Source organism: Arthrobacter oryzae (genome assembly GCF_030812315.1).
Taxonomy (GTDB): domain Bacteria; phylum Actinomycetota; class Actinomycetes; order Actinomycetales; family Micrococcaceae; genus Arthrobacter; species Arthrobacter oryzae_B.
Genome location: NZ_JAUSSM010000004.1, coordinates 112,389 through 130,469, shown reverse-complemented (window position 1 = coordinate 130,469; position 18,081 = coordinate 112,389). Strand labels below are relative to the sequence as shown.

The 18,081-nt window shown below is 60.9% G+C and carries 11 protein-coding genes; 2 read left to right on the top strand and 9 right to left on the bottom strand.

Features of this window, described 5'->3' with window-relative positions; genetic code table 11:
- The first annotated feature begins 44 nt into the window (after nt 1-44).
- On the top strand, nt 45-2,075 hold the full coding sequence (locus J2S97_RS09800) for an AIPR family protein (protein WP_307048821.1): 2,031 nt from the start codon (nt 45-47) through the stop codon (nt 2,073-2,075).
- Here J2S97_RS09800 and J2S97_RS09795 read toward each other — a convergent pair.
- The 4 genes from J2S97_RS09795 to J2S97_RS09780 are packed head-to-tail and all read right to left on the bottom strand — an operon-like array spanning nt 2,065 to nt 6,626.
- Nucleotides 2,065-3,576: a DNA cytosine methyltransferase gene (locus J2S97_RS09795; RefSeq protein ID WP_307048819.1), complete on the bottom strand. Its 1,512-nt coding sequence runs from the start codon at nt 3,574-3,576 to the stop codon at nt 2,065-2,067. The two genes, J2S97_RS09800 and J2S97_RS09795, sit on opposite strands and share 11 nt — an antisense overlap.
- Nucleotides 3,577-3,607: 31 nt before the next feature.
- A complete protein-coding gene (locus J2S97_RS09790) occupies nt 3,608-4,372 on the bottom strand; it encodes a DUF6339 family protein (protein WP_307048817.1) in 765 nt (254 codons plus the stop codon).
- Nucleotides 4,369-5,238, bottom strand: a complete 870-nt coding sequence (locus J2S97_RS09785) for a hypothetical protein (protein WP_307048815.1) — start codon at nt 5,236-5,238, stop codon at nt 4,369-4,371. The genes J2S97_RS09790 and J2S97_RS09785 overlap by 4 nt, the downstream gene beginning before the upstream one ends.
- Entirely contained in the window at nt 5,235-6,626 is a 1,392-nt protein-coding gene (locus tag J2S97_RS09780; RefSeq protein WP_307048813.1) for a hypothetical protein, read from the bottom strand. Before J2S97_RS09780 ends, J2S97_RS09785 begins: the two co-directional genes overlap by 4 nt.
- An 892-nt stretch (nt 6,627-7,518) precedes the next feature.
- On the opposite strand from J2S97_RS09780, the gene J2S97_RS09775 reads away from it, so the two are divergent.
- Nucleotides 7,519-9,357, top strand: coding sequence for a DUF3427 domain-containing protein (locus J2S97_RS09775; RefSeq protein WP_307048811.1), 1,839 nt, complete (start codon nt 7,519-7,521; stop codon nt 9,355-9,357).
- A gap of 2 nt (nt 9,358-9,359) precedes the next feature.
- Here the strand turns inward: J2S97_RS09775 and J2S97_RS09770 are convergent, their stop codons facing one another.
- The 5 genes from J2S97_RS09770 to J2S97_RS09750 form a co-directional block, all read right to left on the bottom strand.
- Complete coding sequence (locus J2S97_RS09770) at nt 9,360-10,007, bottom strand: hypothetical protein (protein ID WP_307048809.1); 648 nt, start codon at nt 10,005-10,007, stop codon at nt 9,360-9,362.
- A gap of 1,404 nt (nt 10,008-11,411) precedes the next feature.
- A complete protein-coding gene (locus J2S97_RS09765) occupies nt 11,412-11,663 on the bottom strand; it encodes a hypothetical protein (RefSeq protein ID WP_307048807.1) in 252 nt (83 codons plus the stop codon).
- Between the two features lie 61 nt (nt 11,664-11,724).
- Nucleotides 11,725-14,877: a DEAD/DEAH box helicase gene (locus J2S97_RS09760; RefSeq protein ID WP_307048805.1), complete on the bottom strand. Its 3,153-nt coding sequence runs from the start codon at nt 14,875-14,877 to the stop codon at nt 11,725-11,727.
- Nucleotides 14,867-16,747 (bottom strand): phospholipase D family protein, encoded by a 1,881-nt coding sequence (locus tag J2S97_RS09755; protein ID WP_307048803.1) that lies wholly within the window; start codon nt 16,745-16,747, stop codon nt 14,867-14,869. Before J2S97_RS09755 ends, J2S97_RS09760 begins: the two co-directional genes overlap by 11 nt.
- A complete protein-coding gene (locus tag J2S97_RS09750) occupies nt 16,740-17,948 on the bottom strand; it encodes a DUF6361 family protein (RefSeq protein ID WP_307048801.1) in 1,209 nt (402 codons plus the stop codon). Before J2S97_RS09750 ends, J2S97_RS09755 begins: the two co-directional genes overlap by 8 nt.
- Nucleotides 17,949-18,081: the final 133 nt, after the last annotated feature.

Genomic DNA, 18,081 nt, shown 5'->3' with positions numbered 1-18,081 from the left:
ACGTTCAGAGCTACCACGAGAACTTGCTAGCTTCGGTCGGGTCCTTGGCCGACGCCGACGGTGAGTTTACGGCTACGGCGTTCGCGCGACATTGCGCGGAGTTGCTCACAGAAGCCGGAGAGTTTGACGATGTTGTCACCCTTGACTTTGACGGGACGGGGACGCGGCGGCGCAGGCTGAAGGTAAACGGCTACGACCTCGACAATGCCGATAACAGTGTTGCGCTAGTCGCGACGATCTATGTCGGCTCGCCTGAAATTCAAGTCGTTTCCTCCACGGACGCCAAAGGCGCTCTGAAAGCACTTCAGTATTTTCTGGCCGATTCGCTCGACGGAAGTTTCTTGGAGGGCCGGGAGGAGAGCTCGCCGGCTTATCAGCTCGCGTACGACCTCCGCAATCGCGGGAGCAATGTCTCACGGTACCGTCTCTATCTCTTGACGGATGGGCAGCTGAGCAACCGGCTGCGTGAGCTTCCAAGCGAGGCACTGAACGGCATCCCCGTCGATTACCAGCTCTGGGACGTTGGCCGACTGCATCAACTCCATGAATCGCAGAGCGGCCGGGAAGCGTTGCAGATCGACCTACGAGAGTGGCAGGAGGCAGGCCTCCCCGCGCTGAAGGTCGAGTCAACCCCGGAGTTTGCGACCTACCTGGCATCCGTGCCTGGAAACGTACTCGCAGGACTCTACGGACGCTATGGCAGCCGGCTCCTGGAGAGCAACGTGCGCTCCTACTTGACCAACAGGGGCAAGGTCAATAAGGGCATCCGTGAGACTATCTACTCTGCTCCCCAAAATTTCATGGCCTTCAACAACGGAGTCACCGCGACGGCCACCTCGGTGCAGACGGATGGTGAGAAGTCAACCATCCTGACTATTGAGGACCTCCAGATCGTCAACGGCGGACAGACAACGGCGTCGTTGTTCTTCGTTGACAAGGAGGCAAAAGATAAGGCCGTTCTGCAGAATGTCTTTGTCCCCATGAAGCTGGTTGTTGTAGCGCCCGCCGTGGCCAGCGAACTCGTGCCCAGCATCTCAAGGTTCGCCAATAGCCAAAACGCCGTAAGCGCAGCGGACTTCTTTTCGAACAGCCCCTATCACGTCCGCATCGAGGAGCTGTCACGACGGGTGCTGGCCCCGACCGTCGCGGGCGCCACCTACAACACAAAGTGGTACTACGAGCGGACACGCGGTCAGTACGAGAATGAGAAGAATAAGCTGCCTAGAGCTGAAGCTTCACGATTCGACAAGCTCTATCCAAAGCACCAGAAGTTCGACAAACCGGCTTTGGCCAAATTCATAATGTCGTGGGAGCAGCGCCCTCACATCGTCAGCGCAGGTGCCCAGAAGAACTTTGTTGCTTTTGCGGAAATGGTGGCAAAGGCATGGGATAAAGACGAATCCTCGATCAATGAGATCTATTTCAAAGACGCGATTGGCAAGGCAATTCTGTTCTCGGGTATCCATTCGGCTGTGAGGAATACCGAGTGGTATCAGCGGGACCGCGCCTACCTTGCCAATATCGTTACCTACACGGTGGCAAAAATGGCAAGCCTTGTTGAGACTCAAGGGCGTGGCCGTTTGATGGACTTCGACTTGATTTGGCGTTCTCAAGCAGCCCCCCAGAACATCTTGGACGTGGCTGTTGAAATTGCTCAGTCCGTGCAAGCTGCACTGACGAGTGAACATCGGCCGACACAAAACGTTACCGAATGGGCCAAAAAGGCCGCCTGCTGGGACCTGGTCCGCGCGGTACCGATCCGGCTTCCTGAAGCTTTCCTCGCGGGGCTTGCTGACCCGGCCACTGTGGCGCAAAGGGGACGGACTGGGAAGGAAACGCAGAAGATCGACAACGGAATCAACCAACAGACTCGTGTCTTTGAAATACCCAGGGAGCACTGGCTGGAGCTGCGCGAATTCTCGCTGGGAAACGGCGTCGCCAGCCCCACGGACCTAAGTATTCTCGACCTTGTGACGGGCAGGAAGTCAGGACTGCCGACCGAGCGGCAGTCCGCCAGGCTGCTCAACCTTGTCTCCTCCGCAAATGCAAAGGGATTCCGAACGTTTAGTCCCTGAGAGCTGCCAGCATGTCGGCAACAACGTCGCCGATCTGCTTAGAAAGCAGTGGTGGGACGGCGTTCCCCACTTGGTGAAATTGCTGCGTCCTGGCACCTTCGAAGAAGTAATTGTCGGGGAAGGACTGAAGGCGTGCGGCTTCGCGTACCGTGAAGCTGCGCGTCTGCTCCGGATCCGGGTGAATGTAGTAGTGCCCGTCTTTGGAAATGTGTGAAACCACCGTCGTGGCTGGTGCGTCCCAAACCTGCACTCTAAAGCGGTCCGTGAAAGGAGTCCCCGCTCTGCCGACGTTCCTGTGTTCGGGATGGAGAGTCGCCGGCAGGTCGGTGTACTTCGGGCTCTTTCCCAAGCGTTCTGCCAGCTCCGCCATCACGCGATACCGCGCAAGATCCGAAACCATGTGTGCGCGGGGCTCGTGCTGCACCGGTAGCGTTAGCCTGTCATCCAGCACCCAGGATTCGTACGCATCTACTGCCAGCACGCCGGCCTTTACCGGTTCCGGCTTCGACGCTACGTCTATGCCGCGTATCTGGCTTAGTGCCTCAGCTTGGACCGAGACCCAGTCTTGATCGATCTTCGGCTTCCTGCCGGAAGTCTGTGCTCGAATGCTGGGCATCGTCTGGACGGCTGCCCGGACCGTGACTGCCCCGTCAGCCTTCTCGATAATCCGTCGAGGAATATTGGCGGCGACATCACTTCGAACCCCGAGCAGAATCACGCGGTGCCTCTTCTGCGGCACTCCGTATTCTTCTGAGCGGATGATGAAATCGGACGGGTTCAAGTCTTGTGGTTCAGCGTCCACTACTAGTGAACGGATTTCGTAGCTCACACCACTGGGGAGACGTTTGAGGTCACCCAAGATCGTTTGGAACATGCTGCTGTCGCCATTTTTCGACGAGAGAAGCCCCTTGACGTTCTCCATAACAAAAATCGTCGGCTTGAACTTTCCTAGGATGTGGAGATACTCACGGTAGAGGAAGTGCTTGTGGTCTGAAGCGAACGAATGATCTCCAGTCCTACGGGACCGCCCGGCTAGGGAATACGCCTGGCACGGGGGCCCGCCGATGAGTGCCCAATGTCCTCGCTCACTCTCCGGGCCGAGCTGCTTTTCTATGAAGGTGTCCACCTCAGGGCGGTTGACCTCTCCAAGCTCCACCTGGTAGACGTGAGCTTTCGCAGCTAGATACGCCTCTCTAAAATCACCTGTGAGAACGGAGTGCCACGACTTCTTGCCCTTGATGTAGTCGAAGTAAGGTTGCAGATCTGCGCCTGATCGGACGAGCTCCCTGTACGTCGCTCGTAACCTGAGCGTTTGGCACGCAAGGGTATCCATCTCAAAAGATGCCAACGTATTGAAGACGAAGCCGCCTTGCTCGTCTCTGACGCTTGAGAATCCTTCATTCAGGCCTCCGGGCCCGGCGAAGAGATCAATAACTGGAAACACATGCACCCCTTGATATCCGAACTCCAGGATACCAGGCCCGGCTGACAATTTGCTCATCAGCTCGGAGTGGAGGCGCACTACGGCTATTTCATCCTGCATCCTTCACAGCGGGAGCTGATTCGATGACGAGAGCGCTGAGGGCGCTGTGGTCCAAGAAACCGAGGTCGCGGTACCCGTAGACCAGCGTTAGCTCCATCATCAGCGCGGCGACGTGTTTGTCAGTCGCGTACCCGCCTCCTTGAGAGGCATGTTCAAGAACGCACCTGACCACGTCGGGAAAGGCCCCGGCTTCTCTGTGAAACAGGGAATTAATGCGGTCCTCGTTCCGAAAGGCCTCTCGAGTGTAAGCGAAGGGATCCCCGACAGCTTTGGAGAGTGGGTATTGCAGCTTCGGGTCATACGTCATAGCCGCCACCCACCACAGCCGGGAGATACCGTGCCTGACGAGCGGGTCGCGAGAGGAATTTAGCATCAGCCAGCGGTCTTGCACGCGGCCTTTCCAGTTCCTCACCTCAGTGAGGGGCCATCGTTTCTCCATGTAGTCCCGGTACGTAGAGAACGCAAGATACGTCCAGAGCCGCCGGTCGGATGCGTTGGCCCGATCGAGGACGCCAAGGTAGTCGTAAACTACAGGGGCGTTTTCAACATCACGTCCGGTGCTTCCTTTCGATCCGGCATCTAAAGAGTCCGGAACTCCCAAGTTCAGGTGAAGTTCCAGCTGGTTCTCTGGCCTGCCGATGATGATGTCAGCATCAGCCAGAAAATCGTCCGGCGTCTGAGCGACTTCGAGAGCGGACTTGAGCTCGAACACCGCCTGGTTGGTCAGTGCGCGGGCATGGTTGTTTTCCATCATTCGTCCCCCAAGCCGTCGAATGGTTTCATCAGTGAGGCATCCAACGGATGGCCCAGAATTTTTTGTGCCAGTTCAAAAGAATTGTCCTCATAGGATCCTGACTCTTGCACAAGCCGGTTCACCGCCGTGTACCATTTCTTGCCGGAAAGGTCTTCCCCCTCGCTCTCAGCCGCCAAGTTCTCCTTGATGAAGGAAATCGTCTGCATGAGCGCAGGCAGGACTACGAGACTGATCTGCAGGTCCGGCCGCCCCTGTAGCAGGCCAAACCCGGGAAGCGTCTTTTCGGGGAAGGCCACGAGCACATGTTCGTCGTCAAAGAATTTAACCTTCAGGCCCTTCTTGAGCTTCGGGTCCGCGATAAATCGGAAGCATGACCCTACTGGTGGCGAGAGCGGATCGTAGCGCTTCTCCGGCTCGAATTCGAAAAAGCCACCGTCGGCGAGTACATCTCCCGGGAGGATGCTGAAGGATGCGCCCGCATAGTCACCGTGTTGGTTTTGGAGGCTGTATGGATCGACTTGGCTGGTCGCAATGATCCTGATTTCAACCTTAACTGTGCCGCGGATGTCCTGCTGATCGATCCATCCGATGTATGTGCTGCCGTCGACATGCTGCTGGTGGACCGAGGCGCTGAGCTCACCGCTGGCGATGGTGGAGCTGCAGGTCCAGCGGAAACTATACCGGGCGGTGCCGTCATCCATGAGCGACTGGATGTCCGGATCGCTCATCCGCACTTGAAACTTGATCTCCACATCATCCACGCTCGGCGCGATAGTGACGTTGACAACTTCAATGGAGGAACCCACGTCGTCCGATGCGTCGAGCACCGGATGCGGGTAGGAGCCCCTCTTCGTAAATGTATTCACTTAACCCCCAGACGGTAGCGGTGATTTGATGAGAGCTTGAGCCGGACGTGAGAAGTAATGCCGGCCTTCAGCTGCAGCTGCGATAGGACGTTGCCCTGATGCTTCAAGGGCTCGCTGGCGCCTCCAATGGTCAGCACGCCTTCGGAAATGGGCAGCATGTAGTCGTCCTCCATGCTGCCTCCAGGCCCAAGGGGCACAAGTTCGAGGTCGCCGGCGACGTCCTCCAGAGGCGTTATCGCCAGGCACAAGTCGCCGGTCGTGGCATCTGACCAGCTGCGGAAGCGCACCTCTCCCGCCGTGATCCGTCCGGCGCCTTTTCCCTGCTCGCCGTCCGCGGACAGAGTGCCCCCTTTCTTATTCCGGGTGCCTTCACCGCCTTGATCCTTGCCCTTATCCGTGGGGGAGGTGCCTTCGGCGCCGGCCGAAGTCCGTACACCGACACGGACTGTCTGACGCTCTCGCGTTGCGACCTGTGTCAGTTCGCCGTCCGAGCCCTGCACGGTGCTTGACTCTTGGTCAGTGCCGGGACCGTCCTGCGGTGTTCCGGCGCTGCGCAGAGTCCCGGACTTTTCCTCGAACAACTCGGTGGGCAAGTACCGGGCCAGTCCCTTGATGACGACCTGGTCGCCGATTTGCTGTTTGACTCTGCTCTTGAGACCGTCTCGGACGAAGTTCTTGAGTTCACGCAGCAACGACTCACCATAGGCAGCTCGGCCAGGATCCCACTTGTGATGCTGCGGGGGCTCCAAGGTGCGCAGTAGCTTGTTTCCGTGGTCATCCGAGCACTCCAAGACGGCCGCATACTTGACCGGAATGGAGGTGTGGCGAAAGATGTCGATTCTCATCAACGGTTTCCGCATGGTTATGGTGTGCAGGGTCTTTTCAAGGCTGTCGTCGTCGATGTTGATGTAGAGAGCCAACTTGCCGAGCCGCTTGCTGGTATGCCGGATCGGTTCGGGGTCCTTAATGGCGCGGTAGAAGGCCTGAGCCTCCGCGTCCTCGACAACGTACTTTTCCAAGCTGACCTGATCCAGCTCCCAGGTATGCGTGGGCGTGAGCCCCTTGACGATCAGTCCTCCACGGTCAATCGCCATCAGAAAGTTACGCATGAACGCGACCTTGATGTGCTGCAGATCCGGGTCCGCTCCCGATTTCCGGTATCCGAGGATGAAAACGTCCGTGCCCGGCTCGGTGCGCATGGGGAAAGGTCCAAGGGCTTGCGGGTTGCGCAGGTAGCGGAAATCCGTCTCATCGGTCAGGTCGGTGTAAAAGCCATCTCCGCCACGCCATACATCGTCCGCGTCGCGGTGGCTGGCAAGGCAGCTGTAGCCGGCGAGGACCGTCTCTTCTTCCTCGATGGGCAACGAGGTGTATAGGACGGTGCTCATATTCGAGGCCATGGGGCCGACGGCGGATCCGATACCGAAGGACCCGCCACGGGTGCCGTCGTCCGCGGAGATTCCCGCCCCCCTCGTCAGGGCGCTCAGGGGTGAAGTCGGATCGTGCATTGATTCGGAGCCCGTCAACCCCTTGGTTCCGTAGTCGCTGATCCTTAATACGGAAATCATCTCCTGCTGTGAGGTCCGGAGCGCCGTGGCCATGGCCTCGTGTCCCTGGGTCCCCCTCGTCTGACGCTCAACCTGCTCCAAGTGCGTACGCAGTCGGGTTATCCCCGGAATGAGCTCAGTCGCCATCTCCGCCAGCTCGAACACCATAGTGACGGGACCTAGTCCGACGCGGGCATCAATAGAGTTCTGCGCTGTCTCCCGCACGAGCGAGGACTCCGCGAGGGAACCTTCGAAGAACTGCTCGGCCGGGGAGACTGCGCCCTGCGATGCGCTTCTTCCGGACCTCTCAAAGTAAAATCCAAAATTCGCATTATTCATTCAAACGACACCTTTCTACTGGAAGGACTGGCGGGATCGAAGAGCGCCCTCACCTCTTTGAGTTCGGCCTCGATGGGGCGAAAAAGTGCGTCCACCTCTTCCGGGGTGTACTCGTAGTTCTTTCGGTTCGCTAAATTCCCTAACAAGGAAATTTCGCGAATCAGTCTGTCGCCCCGTGTTGCCCCGAGGCGTCTGAACCTTTCGTTGCGCGATTCGTTAGACATCATTTCCTGGCAATTTGTCGAACATATATCGACTATATATCCCAAATGTAGGAAGTCAAGCATTTTCTTCGACCGGAGGAAAGGCAGGACATGTGGGACCGACAGCATGGAGGTGCGGAAATTTTTCATGTCTGCTTCTGACGGTCCGGCACGATCTTTCGGACCACGCCATGGCGCCCACCTACCGGCGCCTGCTCGACCACTTGCAGCCGCAGCAGCTCCTTGGACTGACCGCGACACCGGAACGCGGCGACGGCGTCGACGTCGCCAAACAGTTCTTTGACGGCCGAACCGCCAGCGAACTGCGGCTCTGGGATGCCCTGGACGCCGACTTGCTGGTGCCCTTCCACTACTTCGGCGTCTCGGACGACGTCGACCTGAGCCAGGTGGAATGGAAGCGCGGCAACTACGACACCGCGCAGCTGAACAACCTCTACACCGGCAACGACGCCCGCGCCGCCAAGGTGATCCGCGAACTCCGCGACAAAGCCACGAGCACGGACCAGATGCGGGCCATCGGCTTCTGCGTCTCGGTCCAGCACGCCCACTACATGGCCGAAGTGTTCAACCGCGCCGGCATCGCCTCCGTTGCCGTCGACGGCAGCACCGACGACGCCACCCGTGCAGCGGCGCTGGAGCGCCTCCGTCGGCGGGAGATCAACTGCATCTTCGCCGTCGACCTCTTCAACGAAGGCCTGGACCTGCCGCAGGTGGACACAATCCTGCTGCTCAGGCCCACGCAGAGCGCCACGATCTTCCTCCAGCAGCTGGGACGTGGCCTGCGCCGTGCCGAGGGTAAGGCCGTGCTGACGGTCATGGACTTCATTGGCCAGCAACGGCGTGAGTTCCGCTTCGATCTGCGCTACCGCGCGTTGACCGGCTACGGGCGCAAGGAGCTGGAGAGGGCCGTCGAGGACGAGTTCCCATACCTGCCGTCTGGTTCGCAGATCGTGCTGGACCGGGTGGCGCAGAAGGTGGTGCTGGACAACATCAAGGCACAGCTCCGGTTTAACCAGGCCCAGCTGGTCCGGGACATTGCCTCGTATGCGGAGACCGAGCTGGAGGCGTATCTGGAGCACTCCGGGAACGACGTGAAGTCGATCTACCGTTCGACCAGGGATTCCTGGACGGGTTACCTTCGACAGGCGGGGCTGATCGAGAGGTTATCCCCGTTGGAGGCGGCCCTCAGCGGGAGGATCCAGGAGCTCTCGGATGCCGACGAGAAGAAGCTCCTCGGCCGCATGGCAGCGCTCATCCACGTGGACGATCCGGAACGCGCCGAGGCGTACTCGATGTTGGTTGGCCCCGCTGCGCCCCGCTACGCGGAGCTCGGAATGCGCGAGCAGACGTTCGCCCGGATGCTGTTTTATACGCTCTGGGATGACGGCGGCGGGTTCAAATCGTACGACGCCGGACTGGACTACCTGCGCGGCTACCAGTTTGTGTGCAGCGAGATCCGCCAGATCGTGAAGCTGGGAGTGGCCGCGTCCAAGCACGCCGCGAAGGGGCTCGGAGCGGGGCTGCAGCAGGTTCCACTGCTTTCGCACGCGACATACCGGCGTGAAGAGGTCTTGGCGGCGCTGCAATACGGCTCGCTGGAGCTCGGTAAAAACGTGCAGCACCGTGAGGGCGTGGCCTGGTGTTCGGCAACATCCACCGATGCCTTCTTTGTCACCCTCAACAAGGATGACAAGAAGCACTCGGCGACCACAATGTACAAGGACTACGCCATCAGCCCAGAACTGTTCCACTGGGAGTCGCAGAACGCGACCTCGCCGGGGAGCCCGACTGGACGCCGGTACCTAGACCGGGCTTCGCATGGTTCGAAGATCTTGATCTTCACTAGGGATACGGCGGACGACGAGACGGGCCTGACCGTTCCGTACACGTGCCTGGGACAGGTTGACTACGTGCAGCACGCGGGGGAGAAGCCGATTGCGATTACCTGGAAGTTGCACCGGCCGATGCCGGCTGACGTGTATGCCACGGCCGCTGCCGTGGCGCAGTAGTCCTAGGGGGCGTTCATCTCCCGCATGATCGTCACCGTAGGCATATAACCGATGTCACCGACGGCGTAGCCACCGCGCGTGTGGGCGCTGACAGCGACTGTCTTCGGAGCGTTCCACGATGTTCCCGGAGCACGGCGCATGAATGGACGAACTTCGTGGGCGATCTTGCCACCGTAGTTTGAGAAGAAACCTTCTTCCAAACCTGCGGTGGCAAGGCCGTCCTCTACGACCACAGGAATCAACCAGTCGCTGTGCGGTTTGTACTTGAGACCACGTCGGGGTTCGCTCGTGGCACCGTAAACGTAGTTGCGACCACGTGGTTCGGGAGCCAAGGGAGCACTATGGCGAATGTGAATACCCTTTCGGAGCTTGAGAGCGGCTTCAACCATGAACTGGGCGTCTTCTCGATCCATCGCGGTCAAATTCACATGGCGTGACACCGTGATCAGTCGTCCGCGCAGTGGGACGTACTGGCCGTGGTACATTCCTCGGACCCAATCCGACATGGCACCGAAGGTCACGACCGCCAGCTGGGTTCCGTCCTGCTCGACATGCCAGAAAATGAAGCGGCTCTTGCCGGCGTCGGTCAGGACGCCGGTGTACATAGGACGCAGGTTCGTGAGGGCATTCTTCATTGCAATCGAAGACACGTTCGGACTGTTCCTCCGAGCTGCGGATCGGAGAGTATTGCTGACCTCGTGGTAAGCGAATAGACCGAACTTTCCCTGGCAAATAAGACTGATCAGGTTTCGGAGGGGTGGCTCTGTGAGGCTACGTGGATCCGTGGCAGCCAACGACCTGACATTGCGTTCGTCCAGCTCTAGTGCCGCAGCAAGGCTGCTAAACAAGACGGGGTGATCCTTCGGTGCGAATCCGCTAAGCGTCAGCTGCAGTTCCTCCAAGGCTGGGCTGCCGGGGCCTATTTCCGTTGGTCGAGGGTCTATGCGTGGCGCGACGACCTGGATGCCTGCCGGTTCTGGTTTGGACTCAGGGTCGATTTCTCGCCTATGCCGACGCGCGTCGATTTGGCGTTTGATCTCAGCCGCCAACGGGTTGGATAACGCCGAAGTGCGTGCAATCGGTATCTCCTGCCGAGCAACCTGAGCCGTCGTCTGTGCGAGGTCGGATTTGGGTCGTGCGCTGGCAGCACTTTCATACTCTTGCGCTATTGCACCTGGTGCCGGTGCTTGTTCCGACACGAGAACCTCAACCCGTCGATGGTGTCGAATTATCCCGGGCCACGAGCGGCTTGGAAACCGATTGACATCGCGCCGGCTCGGCAGGAAACCAGAAGCCAAGAGGCTGGCCAGATAGTCCGGCTCTAGACGGTCATAAACCTTACGGCTTATGCGGCCTCCTGGGTCGGGCCTATAAGTCGCGCCGGTCAGTAGCTGCGGTTTTGCAGGACCCGCAGCGAACCGTCGGAGATGGTCTGCCTCTTCCGGGAACAACGGTGTCTGTCTCGGCTTTGAATTGAGTTGGATCCCGGCTCGACGCGACTCGCGAATGAGGTCCTGAACCTTCAGCCCGGTCTCTTGGGCGATATCGCTAAGCAGAACAGCTGGGCTATTCGTTCCAGGACCAAGAGGTCGCTGGGATCCACTACTCCGGGACCGGCTGACATTTCGGACTTGGGCCACAGGCTCCCGTCGTACAACCGGCCGTTCCGATATGTCCGGCCTTACTCCCAACACGTCTTGCTTGAACTTCCGCAGTGCCGCCTGCTGCTCTTCGTCGAGCGCGCTCATTGTCCCCCCATTGTGCAAATGCTGTGTTTCGAGAAAGGCTATCGAATGGCACCGACATTGATGGGTCTGCCACGGACGAGTGTCGCTCCGACAATAGCCTCTCCGTTCCAACCGGCTTACTGCACGGCACCTGAACCATTTCATTGCCCAGGTCCCACTTCACGGTCTCGGCCGTCGACTTTAGTTCGTGCGGCTTGCGAGCAGCTTGCAAAGACTCTCGTTCCCGAGATTCACGTGATCAATAAGTTTGTGGGCGGTATCCCCTTAGGCGCAGTCTGTGGGAAACACTTCGAGCCGCCAGCAATTTCAAACTACCCCGAACTGTTGAAGCAGTTCTTCAGCCTCGTCATGATGGATGCATCGCATATTGTTTATCTCACGCCCAAGAAGTGCCGAGATCGTAAGCAATTTTTCGTCTTCGCGGATGATGCCGACGTTATGCAACACGTCGGTCAACTTGCGCAGCTGCTCGTTCGTTGCAGTGAGGGTGCTCAGATATCCGCTGCCGCCGCCTCGCGCCGGACCGGAATCCCAATATCCGTAAGCGTCCTCGGGCATCTTTCCTCTGTTTCTAGTCCTGAATGATTAGGGTTTCTTCCCGAACGGAAGTTGCGACTTTCTAGGGCCGCAAATTCAACGGCCTGATCTCCGCGCCATCCTTGATCAACCGCAACAAATCGTCCTGCCGAGCCTGACCCAATGTCAGCCTGTACTTCGCCAGCCCAGCCAGCATGTGCTTCGTCCTCGGCACATCGCGGCTCAGCGGATGGTCCAGTAGTCGCCGCTCGATCTTGTGCTCTCCCGGGTGAATCCAGTGCGGGGCGAACTCCGTGCTGGAATCCTCTGGCCGTGCAGCGATCTCAGAGGCGGCAACCGAGAACAGCGTCCCCCACGGATCCGTCACCCCAGGCTTCATCACCGCAGCACCATGGGCTTCAGCTACGTTCTTCCGCACCGCATGCCCGAGATACCGGTGCACCCGACCCTCTCGCTGCTCAAAATCGACGGGGTTGCCCGGCACGTTCCAGTGGATGACCGAGTGCGCCCACCAGTGAAAGTCGATGCCCTCCTGGCCCACGGACGTCGAGGCCAGAACGAACGGCCAGAACGGGCTGTTGAAGGCCCTGCGGACGTCGGGCATACGGTTGCTGTCGCCGTCGTCCGTTTTGGCGTTGCTGTACCGGACGGCGAAGCGGACGCCCATTCGGAGGTCCTCGTGGGACCCATCGGGGTACTTGGCGAGCATCTGCGCAGGCTTCAGGGACAGCGAGCGGCGGATGTCGTCTGCCAGCGCCCACAGCTGCTCGTTCGTGATCTCCCCGGGTGCCTGCTGGCTGCGGAGCTGGAACACATACTCGTCCAGGACAGCCTGCAGGTTCCCGGCCTCGCAGTAGCGAAGGACTTTCTGCCAGTAATCTCCTTCGGGATAGAGCTTGTCCAGCAGCTCGGTGGCGTCGAGCCGGTTGAACAGCGTGCGCAGGCCGGTGGACGCGAACACCGCAGCCTTCCACAGCTCAGCACCATTGAACTCCTCCGGAACCACGCGCAGCAAGGCGCAGTAGAGGCAGTTGGCCGGGGAATTGACGGCCAAGTCTTCCATTCCGTCTTCCCAGCCGGCAGGCGCACCGCCGGATGCCTCCAACATGCGCTCAATGTGGGCAAGGTAGAGCCCGGCCTCGGCGCCGCCTTCCTGATCAGCCTCCCCGCCTTCGGTGGCCTTGCCTTGCTGCTGGGTGAACTCGTCCAGCTGCCGCAGCTCTCGCGTCGCCAGCTTGGCATCGTTCTTCCACTCTGCCGGCAGAGCGCCGGGAACTGCGAAATAGGAAGCCCACGCGCCGAGACGGCTTGCAGGGTCGACGGCGGTACCGCCCACCATAGTGTTGCCCGTCGTGGCCGCGGCATCCCGCACAACATCGGCAGGGACCACGGAACCACTCATGGACGCGCTCTGCAAAGGATCGCCCGCAAGGGCCAGGGCTGCGTGGGGGATGAACAGTGCCAAGGTAGACATGGCCTGAGGTTCACCGTCACGGACACGGAACCTCAAGCGGCCACGGAAGCGCTTGCGGGCCTCTGCCGAGTTCTCACCGTGGAGCGCAGAGCCTTCCATAATCTGCCGCTCGGCTTCGTAGGAGAGCATCGTGGTGATCGCCGTCGGGGCAGCGTTCCATGCCGAGAAGACCAGCTGCTTAGTGACGTTCTGTCCCACTTCTGCGAATGCCCCGGAAGGCTCCACGTAGGGGAGCGACGGCGGCATCCACAACAGCTTCCACCAGCCCTGCCCCACAGTGTGGTCCCGAACGGCCCGGAACTTGGCGTTGTCGGTCTCCACGGCGCCGTAGCGGCGGTACGCTTCGGCGTCGATCGTGGACAGTGCCGGAAGCACCGGGTCCACGGCTTCGCGGTCGCAGTGGATGCGGCCGTCCAGCATCCTCCCCACCTTGTAGTCGGTGAGGAAGTGAGCGAACATCGGCACGGACTTCCAGTACTCCATCGGGTTGCCCGTGCGGGCGGCGCGGAACAGAGCGGACAGGGACCGGTAACTGGTAAGGTCCCCGGCTCTGACATCCGTGGGCAGCATCGGGATCTTGATCAGCATGTCGTCCTCGCCGAGCTGCGGCCGCTCCGTGCGGCTCATGAACAGCTTCAGCCCGTCCTCGATGCGGTGCGTCAGCGCGTCATCGGGAACCTGCTTGAGCAGCTGCGTCCGGCGGTCATCCAGATCAGCTTCCAGGTCTTCCATATACCCGGGACGCTCGCTGCTGAGGAAGCGCAGCAGCTGCCGGAAGTCTGCGGCGTGGTCGTCGCCGTCGGTCTCATTCGCTCCGGTGTGCGCCTTGTATGGCGTAGCTGAGAGCAGAATGAGCTTGGCGCCTTTGTAGTTCAGGAACTGCCGGGCGAGCTCTGCTGCGGGGTCCTCGTCGTCGGGCACCGTCCCGGGGGAGTACAGCAGATCCCGGAAGCGCTGGAACTCATCCAGGATGATGAGGTCAGGTTCCAGGCAATCCAAACCCGCCTGAGCGAGGTCTCCCCGCAGCCCGCCGATGAGGACGCTCATGCGTGGCCGGACCGAGTCTGCTCCGTCGCGGACAGCTTCGCGCAGGGCCTTGCGAAACGCCGGCAAGTTACCGCTTTGATGGGCCAGCGTGCGGAACCGGTTCCGCACAGGAACGGCGAAGCCGTTTGGGAACTGCTCATGCATGTACTGGACGCGGCGCTCAAAACGCTGGGGGGAGGCGCCCGCGCGGAGCAGTTCGATGGCGTCGGGACGCTGCTCGTCGTCGATGACGCCAAGCTGCGTGAGGATGCGGAAGAGCACGGCTCGCTCTTTCGCCTGGCCGGTGGCCCCTCCAACATTGAACGACGTCCCCGGAGTCAGCGAAATAAAGTTGACGCGCTTCCGGGTGCCCGGCGCTGCCTTGGCGTTGAGCTTGTCCAGCTCCGTGGGCAGCAGTGTCAGCCGGCCGGACTCGATAATGTCCTTCTGGCCCGTGACGTTCAGCCGGCCGAGGTTCTGCTTGGCCAGGTCTGCATTCGAGCAGACGTAAACCACGTCGATCCGGTCAACGCCGGAGTTCCGCTGGTCGAGCCGCTCAATCGCTTTCGCAATGACGCCGCGAGCCACCATGCTCTTGCCCAGCCCGGTCTCATCCGCGACGAGGAAACGATCCGCCGGCTGATCATCCAGATAGAGGCGCTTGAAGACGTGGTCCACGGTCCGGCGCTGAAAGCCCCGTAGGCCCTCCAGCGCGGACGTTGCGTCAAATCCCATGAAGTTCCCCCATGTCGAGTGCCTCGGTGGCTGCTGTCCACAGTGCGTGCAGCTGCTGAATCTCCGGATCATCGCCGCGAAGGCCGAGCAGCCGGTCCATCACTACTTTCAGGTCCGGGAACACTGAGCTGGCGTCCGGACCGGCCATGGCGCCCACCATCGCCTCATATAGTCCGGCGGCGGAGCCGTCGCCGAACCCGGAACCGGCGAACCAACCAGTGCCGGTTCCGGACCCGGGCAGCGCATCCTCCGGAGTGAGGAACAGCAGGAGAAACCGACGGAGCTTCTCCGGATCGTCCAGCTGGCGGGCAATGATCTCGTCCAGCCGGCCGGCAGGATCGGTGCGGAGGCTGCCCTGGATCACAGTACTCTTGGACAGCCCGGCTGCCGGGTCCTCCAGCGTCAGCACCAGGTACGGGGTCACGTCTGCGAGCGGTATGGCATGGAAGGCATGTTCGTGCTGACCGCCGGAAGACTCGACGACGGCGCTCGGCTGGGGGAGCGAGAGGAGCCGCAGCTTTGCAGCGAACTCGGGCTTCGGCGACCAGTCATGCGAGACGGTCACCGTGAACGTGTTCTTGACTCCGTCGTCGGGGACGGCGTCGAGGAGGAATCGCTGTGCGGCAGCGTCCCGCAGGGCATTCTCCAGCCGGAAGGCAGCCTCATCCTCTTTGGTTCGGTCTTGGCCGCCGGTGCCGTCATAGACCGCGAAGGGAACGTCCTTCAGGCTCTCCCTGATGCGCTGCACCCCGAGGCGCTTCTTGGCTCCGCGCATTTCCAGCAGGAACTCCACGTTCTTAGTGAACCCTGCTTCGGTGGCGTTGGCTGACCCAAGGAGGGCGTAGGTGAAGTGGTCGTAGTCGCAGAAGTAGGCCTTGGCGTGCAGTCCGGTCAGGTCGTCGGCGACGCGTTGAATCCCGGATTCGTCCGTATCGCTCATTCCTGAGTCGGCCGACTCGGGGATACCGAGCTCGTCAAAGGCTTTGAACGACGTACGGGTATCGGCCACTATTGTCTCGTTTAGGAGGTCCAGTTGGTCGCCTCGCGAGTAGACGTAGAGGTTTTCCGTCCACCTGTCCTGCAACCGGCCGATCAGCTTGTCATCGAGGAAAGGCGAGATGACCAGCTTCTCCCGGCCAAGGAAGGCGGCGTCTCCGGTCTTGTTGTTGAGCGCGACGAAGTTCTCCGGGTCCCGAAGGTGAGCCACGATCGAGCCCTGTTCAAACTCGTCGCCCATGCCCATCGGCCGGAAGGCCAGGCGCTGGATGTCCTCAGGAAGGTCCCAGCGGACGTCCGCCAGACGCGAGGCGAGGCCGTGCACCCTGGCCGACCTCTCGGCGTCGGGCTTTACGGTACAGAGGTCAGGGAGCCTCTCGATGAAGCGCGCCAGGGGCCCGCTGTCCGGGCCGGCATCTTCTGCGCCCTGCACGGGTTCGCCGTCCAGCCGGACGAGGAGGTCCCAGCTGGCGTCGGTAGTGAGGTTGCGGCTGCTGCACAGGAAGCGGTAGCGGCGCTCGGTGTCGTTCTCGAATTCAAGGAGCCAGACCTTGGGGTGGAACAGCCCGCGCCTGACGCTGACCTGGTGGACCATCGGTTCCAGCAGCGCGAGCAGATCGGAGGCGTCCGAGGGTGCCTTGATGTGGCCGGCCTGGCAGAAGATGTCCACACGGTCGGAGACCTTGTGGAGGGCGCTGAGGACCGCGACCGGATTGGTGAATTCCTCACCGGAGCCGGCCACGAAGCTCAGCGGAACCGACAGCGCGCTGGTCATGTCGAGTGTGAACGTGGTGCCGACGGCATGGGCGAGCCGGAATCCGGCCGGCGGGCGCAGCTGCTGGGTGAGTGCCTGCCTGTTTGCTGCCTCAAGCATGTGACTGACCTTCCAGTGCGAGTCCTGCGTGGATGTCCAGGACGTTCCTGCGGACCTGTGCCCAGCGGAAGGACAGGGACGCGACCTGCGTTGGCGGTTGCCAGGCACGGAGCCGGCGTTCGTTGCGGAACCGCGAGTTGGACTTCTTCATCAGCTTCTCCCGGATTTCGACGGCGGCACGGAAGTCTGTGTTGTCGATCAGTTTGCTTGGGCTCAATGCCGCTGCCAGCATGGCCCGCGCGAAGTCGGCGGTGTTGTTGTTGATGCTGTGGTTCAGTACTTTGGCACGGCTGAGGTAATCGTCCACGTCCCAGCCGGCGAGAAGGTCGCGTTTGCTGCCGCGCTGGTCCTCCCACGCTTTCAGGAGCTTCTCCGTTGGCTCGAGGGTGTCACCGCTGGAGGTAAATGTCTCTCTGGAAAGCTCGGCGACGAGGTGTTGGTACAGGATGGTGGCGCCGTTGTGGATGAAGGAGAACGATTCCGCATCTTTGAGCCACTGCGCAGGGTCGCCCTCCGCGCTGCGGCAGGCCGGGTCCAGCCAGGGAGCCCAGAGCCTGCGCTCGGGGCTGGCCTCGGACCCGACAACGTGCGCCAGCATCGTTCCCGGGCAGGTGGTGAGGATGCGCTCCTGGAGCCAGCGCGCCTCGTCGTGGGACAACGCCAGCCCGTTTTCTTCGGACTGCGGGAAGCCTTCCGGCGGCTTCGGGAGGCTCTGGTTCCAGATGTGGTAGGCGTTCTCGCCTTCCTCGGGGGTAGGAGTGTCTGCGCACATGAGCTGGGCGACGGCGGAACGGTCTGTCTCGGGGTTCACGATCCCGTAGCGGCGAAGCGCCGACCAGTATGCCGCCGAGGGAAGCTGTCGCACGTTCCGGCCGGCATCGCGTCCGATGTAGCTGTCTTCGCCTAGCTCCTTCAGCCGGCCGATGAGCTGCCGTTCTGATTCCTCGGACCGCTTCCGCAGATCGTCTGGACGGCTGGTGCCGCGTTGCGCAGTGAGGTAGGCCCATGGGACCAGGAGCATATAGCGCGCGCCGAGGTGCAGGACGGATGTACCAGGGAACAGGCTGTTGCTGATCGCGTCGCGGAGCTGGCCCATGCCAAGGTCGTCCGTCGTTTCCGGCGTGCCGAAGAGCTTGACGAGTTCGCGCATCTTCGAGTTTTCCTCGGTTGACGCGTCGAGCCAGGAGATGAGGGAAGCCATAGGGAGCCTGGACTCGCTTCTGTTTGGTTGGCGAACGATTGGCGTCGGAGGGCCCTTCGCGACCACGAATTGTCCCCCCACGTGCACCATATGGCACAAGTAGAGTACTGCCAGCGAGGCGACGTCATATTGA

Bases quoted from the DNA above. Each gene is read 5' to 3' on its own strand.
- J2S97_RS09780 (WP_307048813.1), bottom strand. From the start codon at position 6,626: ATGAGCACCGTCCTATACACCTCGTTGCCCATCGAGGAAGAAGAGACG.
- J2S97_RS09765 (WP_307048807.1), bottom strand. From the start codon at position 11,663: ATGCCCGAGGACGCTTACGGATATTGGGATTCCGGTCCGGCGCGAGGC.
- J2S97_RS09755 (WP_307048803.1), bottom strand. From the start codon at position 16,747: ATGCTTGAGGCAGCAAACAGGCAGGCACTCACCCAGCAGCTGCGCCCG.
- J2S97_RS09790 (WP_307048817.1), bottom strand. From the start codon at position 4,372: ATGATGGAAAACAACCATGCCCGCGCACTGACCAACCAGGCGGTGTTC.
- J2S97_RS09795 (WP_307048819.1), bottom strand. From the start codon at position 3,576: ATGAGCAAATTGTCAGCCGGGCCTGGTATCCTGGAGTTCGGATATCAA.
- J2S97_RS09775 (WP_307048811.1), top strand. From the start codon at position 7,519: ATGGCGCCCACCTACCGGCGCCTGCTCGACCACTTGCAGCCGCAGCAG.
- J2S97_RS09750 (WP_307048801.1), bottom strand. From the start codon at position 17,948: ATGGCTTCCCTCATCTCCTGGCTCGACGCGTCAACCGAGGAAAACTCG.
- J2S97_RS09760 (WP_307048805.1), bottom strand. From the start codon at position 14,877: ATGGGATTTGACGCAACGTCCGCGCTGGAGGGCCTACGGGGCTTTCAG.